The 13,114-nt window shown below is 60.0% G+C and carries 14 protein-coding genes and 2 riboswitches; of the genes, 6 read left to right on the top strand and 8 right to left on the bottom strand.

Annotated elements, in window-relative coordinates; genetic code table 11:
- Positions 1-78 precede the first annotated feature (78 nt).
- From FHT73_RS04430 to sugE, 5 genes are all read left to right on the top strand, one after another.
- Positions 79-2,088 carry an acetyl/propionyl/methylcrotonyl-CoA carboxylase subunit alpha gene (locus FHT73_RS04430; RefSeq protein ID WP_183710040.1) on the top strand — a complete coding sequence of 670 codons (2,010 nt, stop codon included), beginning with the start codon at positions 79-81 and terminating at the stop codon, positions 2,086-2,088.
- A gap of 162 nt (positions 2,089-2,250) precedes the next feature.
- Positions 2,251-3,378, top strand: a complete 1,128-nt coding sequence (locus FHT73_RS04425; RefSeq protein ID WP_183710038.1) for an S-(hydroxymethyl)glutathione dehydrogenase/class III alcohol dehydrogenase — start codon at positions 2,251-2,253, stop codon at positions 3,376-3,378.
- 74 nt (positions 3,379-3,452) lie between these two features.
- Positions 3,453-3,917, top strand: a complete 465-nt coding sequence (locus tag FHT73_RS04420; protein WP_183710036.1) for a YaiI/YqxD family protein — start codon at positions 3,453-3,455, stop codon at positions 3,915-3,917.
- Positions 3,914-4,747, top strand: coding sequence for an S-formylglutathione hydrolase (gene fghA / locus FHT73_RS04415; protein ID WP_112420489.1), 834 nt, complete (start codon positions 3,914-3,916; stop codon positions 4,745-4,747). The genes FHT73_RS04420 and fghA overlap by 4 nt, the downstream gene beginning before the upstream one ends.
- 153 nt (positions 4,748-4,900) lie before the next feature.
- Positions 4,901-5,215, top strand: coding sequence for a quaternary ammonium compound efflux SMR transporter SugE (gene sugE / locus FHT73_RS04410; RefSeq protein ID WP_112334785.1), 315 nt, complete (start codon positions 4,901-4,903; stop codon positions 5,213-5,215).
- Here sugE and FHT73_RS04405 read toward each other — a convergent pair.
- The 8 genes from FHT73_RS04405 to FHT73_RS04370 all read right to left on the bottom strand — a co-directional run bounded on the left by FHT73_RS04405 (position 5,199) and on the right by FHT73_RS04370 (position 11,565).
- On the bottom strand, positions 5,199-5,609 hold the full coding sequence (locus tag FHT73_RS04405) for a DoxX family protein (protein ID WP_112413746.1): 411 nt from the start codon (positions 5,607-5,609) through the stop codon (positions 5,199-5,201). The two genes, sugE and FHT73_RS04405, sit on opposite strands and share 17 nt — an antisense overlap.
- 142 nt (positions 5,610-5,751) lie before the next feature.
- The gene (locus FHT73_RS04400) at positions 5,752-6,144 is read right to left on the bottom strand and encodes a DoxX family protein (RefSeq protein ID WP_112334783.1); all 393 of its coding nucleotides are present in this window, start codon (positions 6,142-6,144) and stop codon (positions 5,752-5,754) included.
- A gap of 123 nt (positions 6,145-6,267) precedes the next feature.
- The gene (locus FHT73_RS04395; protein ID WP_112334782.1) at positions 6,268-7,800 is read right to left on the bottom strand and encodes an acyl-CoA carboxylase subunit beta; all 1,533 of its coding nucleotides are present in this window, start codon (positions 7,798-7,800) and stop codon (positions 6,268-6,270) included.
- Between the two features lie 63 nt (positions 7,801-7,863).
- Positions 7,864-8,259: a hypothetical protein gene (locus FHT73_RS04390; RefSeq protein WP_310232425.1), complete on the bottom strand. Its 396-nt coding sequence runs from the start codon at positions 8,257-8,259 to the stop codon at positions 7,864-7,866.
- 144 nt (positions 8,260-8,403) lie between these two features.
- Entirely contained in the window at positions 8,404-9,189 is a 786-nt protein-coding gene (locus FHT73_RS04385; protein ID WP_112606477.1) for an ATP12 family chaperone protein, read from the bottom strand.
- Between the two features lie 9 nt (positions 9,190-9,198).
- Complete coding sequence (locus tag FHT73_RS04380; protein ID WP_112606475.1) at positions 9,199-9,852, bottom strand: HAD-IA family hydrolase; 654 nt, start codon at positions 9,850-9,852, stop codon at positions 9,199-9,201.
- The gene (locus FHT73_RS04375) at positions 9,849-10,847 is read right to left on the bottom strand and encodes an RluA family pseudouridine synthase (RefSeq protein ID WP_112334778.1); all 999 of its coding nucleotides are present in this window, start codon (positions 10,845-10,847) and stop codon (positions 9,849-9,851) included. The genes FHT73_RS04380 and FHT73_RS04375 overlap by 4 nt, the downstream gene beginning before the upstream one ends.
- 184 nt (positions 10,848-11,031) lie before the next feature.
- Positions 11,032-11,565: a copper chaperone PCu(A)C gene (locus FHT73_RS04370; protein WP_183710034.1), complete on the bottom strand. Its 534-nt coding sequence runs from the start codon at positions 11,563-11,565 to the stop codon at positions 11,032-11,034.
- A 168-nt stretch (positions 11,566-11,733) separates the two neighbouring features.
- Positions 11,734-11,817, top strand: a riboswitch (glycine riboswitch).
- A gap of 3 nt (positions 11,818-11,820) precedes the next feature.
- Positions 11,821-11,898: riboswitch (glycine riboswitch) on the top strand.
- Positions 11,899-11,969: 71 nt separating this feature from the next.
- Here FHT73_RS04370 and gcvT point away from each other — a divergent pair.
- Positions 11,970-13,106 carry a glycine cleavage system aminomethyltransferase GcvT gene (gene gcvT / locus FHT73_RS04365; protein ID WP_183710032.1) on the top strand — a complete coding sequence of 379 codons (1,137 nt, stop codon included), beginning with the start codon at positions 11,970-11,972 and terminating at the stop codon, positions 13,104-13,106.
- Positions 13,107-13,114 lie beyond the last annotated feature (8 nt).

The raw sequence follows: 13,114 nt of genomic DNA, 5'->3' as shown, positions 1-13,114 counted from the left end.
CAGATATCTTGCACATGGACCCGCAGTGCAATTTGTGGCTAAAACACTGACTGAATAGGGTATTTGGGCGGAGATTGCATGTTCAAGAAAATCCTGATCGCCAATCGCGGCGAGATTGCCTGCCGCGTGATCAAGACTGCGCGCCGCATGGGCATTCTCACGGTCGCCGTCTATTCCGATGCTGATCGGGATGCTCTTCATGTCGAAATGGCGGATGAATCAGTCCATATCGGCCCCGCTCCCGCTGCCGAAAGCTATCTTGTCCCCGACAAGATCATCGCTGCCTGCACGCAGACCGGCGCGGAAGCAGTCCATCCAGGCTACGGCTTCCTCTCAGAGCGCGCCTCCTTCTGTGCGGCACTGGAGAAGGAAGGCATCGTCTTCATCGGCCCGAAGCCGAAGGCGATTGAAGCCATGGGCGACAAGATCGAATCGAAGAAATTCGCCAATGCGGCCAAGGTTTCCACCGTTCCGGGCCATCTCGGCATCATCGATGATGCCGATCATGCCGAAAGAATCGCCGCTGAGATCGGCTATCCTGTCATGATCAAGGCGTCCGCCGGTGGGGGCGGCAAGGGCATGCGCATCGCCTGGAGCAAGGACGAGGTTCGCGACGGCTTTGAACGCGCCCGCTCGGAAGCGAAAAGCTCGTTCGGCGACGACCGCGTCTTTATAGAAAAATTCGTCGTCGACCCCCGACATATTGAAATCCAGGTATTGGCCGACGCTCACGGAAATGTGGTCTATCTCGGCGAGCGCGAATGCTCGATCCAGCGCCGAAACCAGAAGGTCGTCGAAGAGGCACCCTCGCCGTTCCTTGATGAGGCAACGCGCAAGGCCATGGGCGAGCAGTCCGTGGCGCTCGCCAAGGCCGTCGATTATCAAAGCGCCGGCACGGTCGAATTCATCGTCGATCGCGACCGGAACTTCTATTTCCTCGAAATGAACACCCGCCTGCAGGTCGAACATCCGGTCACGGAGCTGGTAACCGGCATCGATCTTGTCGAACAGATGATCCGCGTCGCCGCCGGCGAGAAACTGCCGTTCAAGCAGGCGGATATCGGGCTCAACGGCTGGGCCATCGAAAGCCGCTTGTATGCGGAAGATCCCTATCGCAACTTCCTGCCCTCGATCGGCCGTCTGACGCGCTATCGTCCGCCGCGCGAGGGTAAGACGGAGACATCGGTCGTGCGCAACGATACCGGCGTCTTCGAAGGCGCCGAAATCTCCATGTATTACGATCCGATGATCGCCAAGCTCTGCACCTGGGCTCCGACAAGATTGGAAGCGATCGAAGCGATGGGCGAAGCCCTGGATGGTTTTGTCGTCGACGGCATCGAGCACAATATGCCATTCCTCTCCGCGCTAATGAAGCATCCGCGCTGGCGCGAAGGCCGCCTCTCCACGGGCTTCATTGCCGAGGAATACCCTGATGGCTTCGCGCCGGTGACGCCGGACGAAGACCAAACCGCTTTGCTGTCGGCAATCGCCCTTTCCTGCAGCCTGATCGAATCCAACCGCCGCGAGCGCTATGCCGACCGCTTGCGTCCAGCCGCCGCGCCGCTGCGGGAGAGCTGGGTTGTCAAGCTTGGTGCCGACTATCTGCCTGTGACGTTGCTTGAAGGCGTGGCGACCATTCCCTTCGAGATGGACATGCAGATCGGCACCCAAACCGTAACCGTCGCAACCGACTGGCGTCCCGGCGATTCGGTATGGGCCGGCACCGTCGGCGGCCGCAAGCTGACAGCCCAGATCCGCACCGTGCTCAATGGTCTGCGCATCGACTGGCAGGGTATTTCCGTCCGGACCAGGGTGTTTACACCGCGTCAGGCTGAACTCGACAAGCTGATGCCCGTCAAATTGCCGCCGGATACGTCGAAGCTCCTGCTCTGCCCCATGCCGGGCTTGGTCGTCGCTATTGCCGTCGCCGAGGGACAGGAAGTCAAGGCAGGCGAAACGCTGGCTATCGTCGAAGCGATGAAGATGGAAAATGTCCTGCGAGCCGAACGCGATCTGGTCATCGGCAAGATCAACGCCAAGCCGGGCGAAAGCCTCGCCGTCGACGCCGTGATCATGGAATTCACCTGATCGAGAAGCTTCGCCATCGCAGCCATGTTGAAAAAGCTGCGTGGCGATTGCTCGGCTAAAACATGATAATTGCGACGCTAAGTGTCTGATTTTGGCTTGAGCCGCCCCGTGTGCCCATGCCAATGTCGCGCGGACCAAATCATTGCAGGAAGGGACGAGATCATGGACGTAAGAGCAGCGGTCGCGGTTGCGGCTGGTAAGCCGCTTGAGGTGATGACGGTTCAGCTTGAGGGGCCGAAGGCCGGCGAAGTGCTGATCGAAGTCAAGGCGACCGGCATCTGCCATACCGATGATTTCACGCTGTCGGGTGCCGATCCGGAAGGCCTGTTTCCGGCCATCCTCGGCCATGAGGGCGCCGGCATCGTCGTCGATGTCGGACCTGGCGTCACCTCGGTCAGGAAGGGCGATCACGTCATTCCGCTCTACACGCCCGAATGCCGCGAATGCCCATCGTGCCTTTCCCGCAAGACCAATCTGTGCACGGCGATCCGCTCGACCCAGGGCCAGGGTCTGATGCCGGACGGCACCTCGCGCTTCTCGATCGGCAAGGACAAGATCCATCACTATATGGGCTGCTCGACCTTCGCCAATTATACCGTGCTGCCGGAGATTGCCGTTGCCAAGGTCAATCCCGACGCTCCCTTCGACAAGATTTGCTATATCGGCTGCGGCGTGACCACAGGCATCGGTGCGGTCATCAACACTGCCAAGGTGGAGATGGGCGCAACCGCCATCGTCTTCGGTCTCGGCGGCATCGGCCTCAATGTCATCCAGGGCTTGAGGCTTGCCGGTGCCGACATGATCATCGGCGTCGATCTCAACAATGACAAGAAGGCCTGGGGCGAGCGCTTCGGCATGACGCATTTCGTCAATCCGAAGGAGGTCGGTGACGACATCGTCCCTTATCTCGTCAACATGACGAAGCGCGGGGCCGACCAGATCGGCGGCGCCGACTATACCTTCGACTGCACCGGCAACACCAAGGTGATGCGCCAGGCGCTGGAAGCCAGCCATCGCGGCTGGGGCAAGTCGGTGGTCATCGGCGTTGCCGGCGCCGGCCAGGAGATCTCGACGCGTCCGTTCCAGCTGGTGACGGGCCGCTCGTGGATGGGGACGGCCTTCGGCGGCGCGCGTGGCCGCACCGATGTCCCGAAGATCGTCGACTGGTACATGGAGGGTAAGATCCAGATCGATCCGATGATCACCCACACCATGCCGCTCGACGACATCAACAAGGGTTTCGAGCTCATGCATTCGGGTGAAAGCATCCGTAGCGTCGTGCTGTATTGACGGTAAAAGCCACTCGGCAAGATGTATGCGGCGCATGAGAAAAGCGCCGCATACAGTTGAAAAGATTTGATATCATGATTTATGTCGATGCCGACGCCTGCCCGGTCAAGCCGGAAATCCTGAAGGTTGCCGAACGCCACGGCATCGAGGTGACCTTCGTCGCCAATTCGGGATTGCGCCCGTCGCGGGACCCGATGGTGCACAACGTCATCGTCTCCAACGCCTTCGATGCCGCCGACAACTGGATCGCCGAGCATGCCGGCAACGGCGATATCGTCGTCACCGCAGACGTACCGCTTGCCGGCCGTTGCGTTGCGACCGGAGCGCTCGTGACAGGACCGACCGGCCGCATCTTCGACAAGACCAATATCGGCATGGCAACGGCCATGCGAGACCTCGGCGCACATCTTCGCGAAACCGGTGAGAGCAAGGGCTATAACGCCGCCTTCTCGCCGCGCGACCGCTCCGCCTTTCTCGAAACTTTCGACCGGCTCTGCCGGCGTTCAAAAACCAATCAAACGCCTGGAGGCCAGCCGTGAATATCATTTCCCAGAACACCGCCTTCGGCGGCATGCAGGGTGTCTTCTCGCATCAGTCCGACGCCTGCAAAAGCGAGATGACCTTCGCCGTCTTCGTACCGCCGCAGGCGGTCAAGGAGCCCCGACCGGTTCTCTGGTATCTCTCCGGCCTCACCTGCACCCACGCCAATGTCATGGAAAAGGGCGAATACCGCCGCATGGCCGCCGAGCTTGGCCTCATCATCGTCTGCCCGGACACCAGCCCGCGCGGCAATGACGTGCCGGATGAGCTGACCAATTGGCAGATGGGCAAAGGCGCCGGCTTCTATCTCGATGCCACCGAGACGCCCTGGGCCGAAAATTATCAGATGTACAGCTACATCACCGAGGAACTGCCCGCTCTCATTGCCAGGCAATTCCGCGCCGACATGAGCCGCCAAGGCATCTTCGGCCATTCTATGGGCGGCCATGGCGCCATGACGATTGCGTTGAAGAACCCGGACCGCTTCAAGAGCTGCTCCGCTTTTGCTCCCATCGTACAGCCGTCGACAGCCGATTGGTCCGCCCCTGCGCTGGAGAAATATTTGGGCAGCGACAAGGCTGCATGGCGCCGCTACGACGCCTGTGCGCTTGTCGAAGACGGCGCCCGCTTCCCCGAATTCCTGATCGATCAGGGCAAGGCGGACAGCTTCCTTGAAAGCGGACTGCGCCCCTGGCTGTTCGAGGAAGCCATTAAAGGCACCGATATCAGCCTGACGCTGCGCATGCACGAGCGCTACGACCACTCTTATTACTTCATTTCCAGCTTCATGGACGATCACCTCAAATGGCACGCCGAACGGCTAGCGTGAAACGGGTGGCATGGCAGCCATGCACTCAAACGCTTGAAAGACTCCGGTAATAGCGGCATATAGAAAACGCGCAGACGACTGCGGCGGCCGCTCCCGATTGACCGGCCGTAAGAATCCGCGGGGACGGCCTCGCTCTTAACAAAGGAGCGTAAAATGGCTTGGTTCCTGCTTTTCCTTGCAGGTCTGTTTGAAATCGGCTGGGCAGTCGGCCTGAAATATACCGATGGCTTCACGCGGCTGACGCCGACGATTCTCACCGTCATTTCCATGGTCATCAGCATCGCGCTACTTGGCCTTGCGGTAAAAACCCTGCCCATGGGCACGGCCTACGCCGTGTGGACTGGCATAGGCACGGTCGGCACTGTGCTGCTGGGCATATGGCTGCTCGGCGACCCCGCGACGCTGGTACGCCTCGCCTGCATCGGCCTGATCGTGGCCGGCATTGCCGGCCTCAAGCTTGCGGCCTGATAGGCTGCGACTGGCGCTGGCGATTGCCCAGCGCCCAGCTTCCCGGACCGGCGAACACCAGAAACAGGAAGATGAAGCAGAACAGGATGGCTCCGTCTCCCTGATTGTTGGCCGGGAAGAAGTCGATCTGCATATGCACCATGAAGTAGGCTATCGCCATTTCACCGCTCAGGAGGAAGGCGATCGGTCGGGTGAAAAGCCCAAGCAGGACAAGGATGCCGCCGACAAGTTCAATAATTCCCGCCACGAAGAACAGCGTCGTGATTGCGTAAGGCGCCGGCGGAAAGCCGAAGACCTTTTGCGTACCGTGCTCGATGAACAGCAGTGCAGTTATGATTCGCAAAATGGCGAGGGCGGCGGGCTGATAAGGCGACAAGCGCTCGGGAAATGACATGAGGATCTCCGTTCGATAGGGGATGCGAAGGAGATCCTGTCAAAAGTGCTCTCGCTTCGCTGATAACGGAGTAAACACGCGAGAGACGAATTTATTCGCCGGACCCGGCAATTCAACCGAGCCCGACGAAGAGTCCGGTTATTTACTTCTTGTTGTTGTCGATCGCCAGCAGGCCCGGGCCGGCGAAGATCAGGAACAGGAAGACGAAGCAATAGAGGATCGCCGCGTCACCGCCGTTGTTGGCCGGGAAGAAATTCTTCGGATAATGCGCCATGAAATAGGCGACAGCCATGTTGCCGCACAAAATGAACGCGACCGGACGGGTAAAGAAGCCCACGATCGTTGCCAATCCACCGACAACTTCAAGGATACCCTGAACCAGAAGCAAGGTCGGCAGCGGGCTTGGGAACTGACCGCCGAGCGGAAAGCCAAACAGCTTCTGCAAGCCGTGTTCGATGAAGAGTACGCCGGTGACGACGCGCAAGACAGTAAGAGCATAGGGCTGATATTGATTCAGCCGATCGGAAAGCGCCATGTTAAACTCCAGTTTTAACTCCCCCACGAGGAAGCAATAGAGCGCACGACTGGGAACGTGAAAACACGGCTTCTGACGTCGGATCAATTTTCCGTGTGATATCCGTGACGTGTTGTCACGGACTCAAAGCGGGATGTTGTCGTGCTTCTTCCAGGGATTGGTCAGATCCTTGTTGCGCAACATTCTGAGACCCTGGGCCAGCCGGCGCCGGGTCGAGCGCGGCATGATCACCTCGTCGATGTAACCGCGCTCCGCGGCAACGAAGGGCGACAGGAAACGGTCTTCGTACATCTTGGTGTGGGCCGCGATCTTCTCCGGATCGGCAATATCCTTGCGGAAGATGATCTCGACGGCGCCCTTGGCGCCCATGACGGCGATCTGCGCCGTCGGCCAGGCGTAGTTTAGGTCACCGCGCAGATGTTTCGAGGCCATGACGTCATAGGCGCCGCCGAAGGCCTTGCGGGTGATGACCGTCAGTTTCGGTACGGTCGCTTCGGCATAGGCAAAGAGCAGCTTGGCGCCGTGCTTGATCAGGCCGCCGTATTCCTGTGCCGTTCCCGGTAGGAAGCCCGGCACGTCGACGAAGGTGACGATCGGGATATTGAAGCAATCGCAGAAACGCACGAAACGAGCCGCCTTCCGCGACGCGTCGCTGTCGAGTACGCCGGCTAGCACCATCGGCTGATTAGCGACGAAGCCGACCGTGGCGCCCTCGATGCGGCCGAAGCCACAGACGATGTTCTTGGCAAAGCTTTCCTGGATCTCGAAGAAATCGCCCTCGTCCGCCACCTTCAGGATCAGCTCCTTGATGTCGTAGGGCTTGTTGGCATTCGCCGGGATCAGCGTATCGAGCGAATTATCCGGTTGCGCTACCGACTGATAGCACTCGATCTCCGGCACCGCTGCCGTGTTCGACTGCGGCAGGAAATCGATGAGACGGCGTACCTGCAGGAGCGTGTCGACATCATTGTCGTAGGCGGCATCCGCAATCGAGGATTTCGTCGTATGCACGGAGGCACCGCCGAGCTGCTCGGATGTCACGGTCTCGTTGGTAACGGTCTTCACCACATCCGGCCCGGTGACGAACATGTAGGATGTGTCGCGAACCATGAAGATGAAGTCGGTCATGGCCGGAGAATAGACGTCACCGCCGGCGCAGGGGCCCATGATGACGGAAATCTGCGGAATGACGCCGGAGGCCAGTACATTGCGCTGGAATACCTCAGCATAACCGCCGAGTGCGGCCACGCCTTCCTGAATGCGGGCGCCGCCGGCATCGTAGATTCCGATGATCGGTGCCCGGTTCTTCAGCGCCATATCCTGCACCTTGGTGATCTTTTCCGCATGTGCTTCCGAAAGAGACCCGCCGAAGACTGTGAAATCCTTGGCAAAAATGAACACGGTTCGTCCGTTGACCGTGCCCCAGCCGGTCACGACGCCGTCGCCGGCAATCTTGCTCTTGTCCATGCCGAAATCGGTCGAGCGATGCTCGACGAACATATCGAACTCTTCGAAAGAGCCCTCATCGAGGAAGATATCGATGCGCTCACGCGCCGTCAGCTTGCCTCGGGCGTGCTGCGCGTCGATGCGCACCTGCCCGCCGCCGAGCCTTGCAATCTCGCGACGGCGTTCCAGTTCCTGCAGGATTTCCTTCATGCGGCCCTCTCTCCATCATCGCTCGGGCTTAGCATGGCGCGAGCCCTGTTTGAAGCTGTTGGCTTAGTTTGCGAGCCGCGGTGTGTTCAGCGAAAAGATGGAACGAACCCGCGCGGCGATGTCTTCCGCCATCAGCTCATCTGCGGTGGCAGGATCAGGAGCGACAGTTCTGGTCTCGAACGATGCCATGGCAATCACAGCGCCGCCATCGGCTGCCGCAGCATCGATATTGATCTTGGCGCTGCTGCGGTCGCGATTGAAGCCGCGCGCCTTGCGGACGTCGCTCAGTCGGACTGTGATGGCAACCTGTGGCAATTGCGGACCGAAGCTCGTGGCGGCGATCGCGGCGTTGACGCGATCATTGACGGCTGCAACCAATGCCGGCGACACCGGCGGCAGTGCCTGATCGGCTATGACGGTTGCGCTGCGCACGGCATAGGTTGGAGGCGGAGGATCCACGGACCAGCTCGAGCAAGCGGCCAATGCCAGACTTCCCACGAGCGCCGGTATGGCTCTCGGCCTCCACAACAACATGATCCCTGCCCCGACTTTCGAATTTGCAAGATATGCAGATCGATATAAAGGACTGGAAATCAACAATATTCAACTGCGAAGCGCGGAAAAAACCGCGGCTGCGGCCTGAAACTCCTCAAAACGTTGTGCACGACGCTGCTCGGCTTCTTCGTCGCTGCCCCAATGCTCAATCGTCCAATCCTCGTCGAGATGAGCGAGCGACCAAACCTCGGCAAGCGGCAGGAAACCTTTCGCAAAGGCCAGCGCCAGGATCGCCGAACCAGTCAGCGTCGTGATCGTGTGCAAGCTCGCGAACTCCATCGGTGTGTCAAACTCGCGCAAAGCAGCGGCGAAGGCCGCGATAGCCTCTTTAGGCTGTTCCTGGTGCATGACGCCTTCGGCCAGGATGAAGCGGGCGCCTAGGTCGCGCGCTGCCCATTCGATCACCGGATTCCAGCGCTCCGACTGCCGCTCGACGAGCCGCTCGGGACCGTCGGCGCGGTAGCAAAGCAGATCGCTGCCGGAGAAGCGGACGATTTCGTCGAATACGGCCTGGCTCTCCGTCGCAACGCCATCGATGGCGGTATTGACGAGGCGTGTTATCGGCATGGTCGCGGGATCGATCACGTCAACCTGACGCGCCCATTCTCCGGCCACCAGTCTGGCAAGTGCTTCTGTCGGCAGGGCCAGGGAGTGCCGCGCCGGCGTCTTCACCACCTTGCCATCCAGAGCGATGGCGTGACTGCCCTCGTCAGCGCTAATCGTCACATCCTTGTAGAAGCGCTTGGGCAGCGGCTTCTTCATCTGGATCTGCGCGCGGCGGATCGGATCGGGATGGCTGAGACCTTCGGAAAGATCGTTCAACAGGTCGCGCATGGCGTCACCTCAGAGAATATGGCTCAATATATCGTTCGGATGGTGGGCGATGGCATCGGCGCCTGCTGCCAGCAACTCCTCGACCGAAGCATAACCCCAGGCAACGCCGATGGCAGTCGCACCGGCCGCTTTTGCCATCTGCATGTCATAGATGGCATCGCCGATCACGATCGTGTCGTGCGGATCCATGCCGGTCTCGTCGCAGCATTCCGTGACCATCGCCGGATGCGGCTTGGACGGGCAGTCGTCGGCGGTGCGCGAGACAATGAAATAGGGCGCGAAGTCGTTGACCTCAAGGATATGGGTCAAGCCGCGGCGGGATTTACCCGTCACTGCGCCGATCAGCAGTTCATCGCGGGCCGCAAGCGTCTCGATCAGCGGCTTGATGCCGTCGAAGAGCGGCGTCTGCATGTCGGCCTCGTCTCGCACCTCCGGAAAAATCGACTTGTAGTGCGCCGTCATCGCGATCGCTTCGTCGTCGACATGCGGCTTGCCCTGCAGGCGGGCAATGGCGATATCGAGCGTCAGGCCGATGATCGATTTCGTCGCAGAAACATCGGGACGCTTATAGCCGAAGGCCACGAAGGTTCGCGCCATAACCTCATGGATCAGCCGCGCGCTGTCGACCAGCGTGCCGTCACAATCGAATAGGACCAGCTTCATTCGTCGTCCGGCTCCCCTGCCGATTCCATATCGAAACCGAGAAGGTTCCAAGTCTGAACCATATGCGGCGGCAAAGGCGCGGTGACGCGCAGGCGTCCGCCGCTCGGATGCGGGATATCGATATGGCGCGCATGCAGATGCAGGCGTTTCTGGACACCGCCCGGAAAATCCCAGTTCGGATCGTCATCGAAATATTTGGGGTCGCCGATGATCGGATGGCCCATATGCAGCGCATGGACGCGCAGCTGGTGGGTTCGGCCGGTATAGGGCTCCATTTCCAGCCAGGCGAGGCTCTGAGCAGCCGTTTCGAGCACGCGGTAGTAGGAGATGGCGTGATCCGCGCCCTCCTCTCCATGCTTGGCGATGCGCATGCGGTCGCCATCCGGCGTTGCTTCCTTCACCAGCCAGGTGGAAATCTTGTCCTCATGCTTGCGCGGCACGCCCTTGACCAGCGACCAATAGGTCTTCTTGGTGTCGCGCTCGCGAAAGGCGGCCGTCAACTTTTGCGCCGCGCCGCGGGTGCGGGCAACGACGAGCACGCCGGACGTGTCTCGGTCGAGACGGTGCACCAGGCGCGGCTTCTCGCCCTTCTTGCTCGTCCACGCCTCCAGCATCTTGTCGATATGGCGCGTAAGGCCGGAACCGCCCTGCACCGCAAGGCCTGCCGGCTTGTTCAGCACATAGACCTTGTCGTCTTCATGCAGCAGCATGCGCGCAAGAAGCTCGGCGTCGCCGGAATGTTTGAGGTCATTGCCCGCGATCGGGCCGCTCTTCAGTGCCTTTGCATCGACATCGAGCGGCGGCACGCGCACCATCTGCCCAGGCTGCACGCGCGCATCCGTCTTCACGCGGCCGCCATCGACACGTACCTGTCCGGAGCGCATCAGCTTCTGCAATTGCCCAAAGCCGAGACCCGGAAAATGCACCTTGAACCAGCGGTCCAGGCGCATGCCGGCCTCGTCAGGCTCGACCTTAATATGCTCAATCCCGGCCATTCTTCTTCTTTCAAATACCGCGGCATGTCCCAAGCGTTGCCAAACCTGCGTTCGGCGGATCATGCAAATTCAAACGACAGGGCATCGGCCCCGCGGCCGGATATTTCCCAGCCTTTTGACGTGGCTTTAGAGCATTTCGAGGAAAAGTGGAAACCGGAATTGTAACGTCGAATGATTTTCTGGCTCAGTTTCCCTTGGCCGAGACGACGGGAAGATTAATGTCGACCATACCAGCCTTGTCGAACATCAGCATCACGGGCACCGTGCCACCCTGCTTGAAGGGCATCTTCACCTGCTTGAACATCATGTGCATCGTATTCGGCGCGAGTGTCACGGTCGCGCCGGCGGGAATCGCGATGCCGCCCTTCACCTCGCGCATCTTCATGATCTCGCCTTCCATCTTCATCTCGTGCAATTCCACCTTGCCGGCGGCTGCGGAGGTCACGGAGGTCAGCTTGTCGTCTGTCTTGCCGGTGTTGTGAATGGTGATATAGCCGCCGCCCACCGGTTGGCCGGGAAGCATGGCGCGAACGTAGCCACCGCTGATATCGAGATCGCCAAGCTTGGCAGTCGCCGAGCCGGAAGGCGCCGCACCTGTATCCGTGTGCATGCCGGGCATGGATTTCATCGCGCCACTGTCCTCAGCCATCGCTCCGACAACGGAAAGCGAAAATGCGCCAATGGACATCAGCAATGCGGCTGCGTAGTTGCGGTTCATCTTTGTCTCCTGCCCGGCTCCTCAATCGAGCAGAAGGGATAGCCTCTCCCATCTCTGTTGCAAAGGCCCGTATTCATTAGGAAACGCAGGATTGATCGGCGCGACAAAAATTTGTTCAGCGACGACATTTGCCCCTTGCCATCTTTCGCCGAGACCGGATAATGGCTGTCAACCTTGTTGGGAGAATCCGGCGCAAGCCGGTGCCGAAGGAGCAACCGCCCCGGAAACTCTCAGGCCAAAGGACCAGCAAGGGGCAGACGGAACTCTGGAGAGAAGCGCGCAAGCGTTCGCCGAAGGGATAACAATCTCAGGCAAACAGACAGAGGGGGCTCATCGTCAGGCGCAACCGCGCCGAAATTGTGAGCTCTGCGCTTCGAAACGAGCGCAAAACCCGGAGGCGTCATTTGGACGAGACCGCTGCCCTCAAGACCACCCCCCTTCATGCCCTGCATGTGTCCCTCGGCGCCCGCATGGTGCCGTTCGCGGGCTACGATATGCCGGTTCAATATGCGCCGGGCGTTCTGAAGGAACACCTTTGGACTCGATCCTCCGCCGGCCTGTTCGACGTGTCGCATATGGGTCAGGTGACGATCCGCGCCCGCTCCGGCAAATATGAGGATGCCGCGCTGGCACTGGAGAGCCTGGTGCCCGTCGATATTGTCGGCCTTGCTGAAAATCGCCAGCGCTATGGCTTCTTCACCGACGACAAGGGCGGCATTCTTGACGATCTAATGATCGCCCACATGGACGACTATCTTTTTGTCGTCGTAAATGCCGCTTGCAAAGAGCAGGATTTCAAGCATCTTCAAGATCATATCGGCGATAGCTGCGAAGTCACATTACTTGATCGCGCACTCATTGCCCTTCAGGGCCCGCACGCCGTCGACGTGCTTGCCGAGCTCTGGGCCGATATCGCCTATATGAAATTCATGGATGTGCGCCATTGTCGCCTCCACGATGTCTCCTGCCTCGTCTCGCGCTCCGGCTATAGCGGCGAAGACGGTTTCGAAATCTCCGTCCCGGCCGATAAGGCCGAGGATATCGCCAAGCGGCTGCTGGAGCACCCGGATGTACAGCCGATCGGCCTCGGCGCCCGTGACTCGCTCCGACTCGAAGCCGGCCTTTGCCTTTATGGCAATGATATCGACCAGACGACCACGCCGATAGAAGCCGCGCTCGAATGGGCGATCCAGAAGGCCCGCAAGACCGGCGGTGTCCGCGCCGGCGGCTTTCCTGGCGCAAGCCGTATCCTCGGCGAACTCGATGGCGGCGCCACGCGGCGCCGTGTCGGTCTGAAGCCGGAGGGCAAGGCGCCGGTGCGCGGCCATGCCAAGCTATATGCCGATGCCGAAGGCAAGATGGAGATCGGTGAAGTCACGTCGGGCGGTTTCGGTCCGAGCGTCGAAGGCCCGGTCGCCATGGGCTATTTGCCCACCGATTTCACGGCGCTTGGCACCACCGTTTACGCTGAAGTACGCGGCAAATATCTGCCCGTCGCCGTCAGCGCCCTGCCTTTCATCAAACCAACCTACAAACGTTGAACGTCTTT

This window comes from Rhizobium sp. BK098 (genome assembly GCF_014193155.1).
GTDB lineage: Bacteria > Pseudomonadota > Alphaproteobacteria > Rhizobiales > Rhizobiaceae > Rhizobium.
This window is presented reverse-complemented; position numbering and strand designations above follow the sequence as displayed.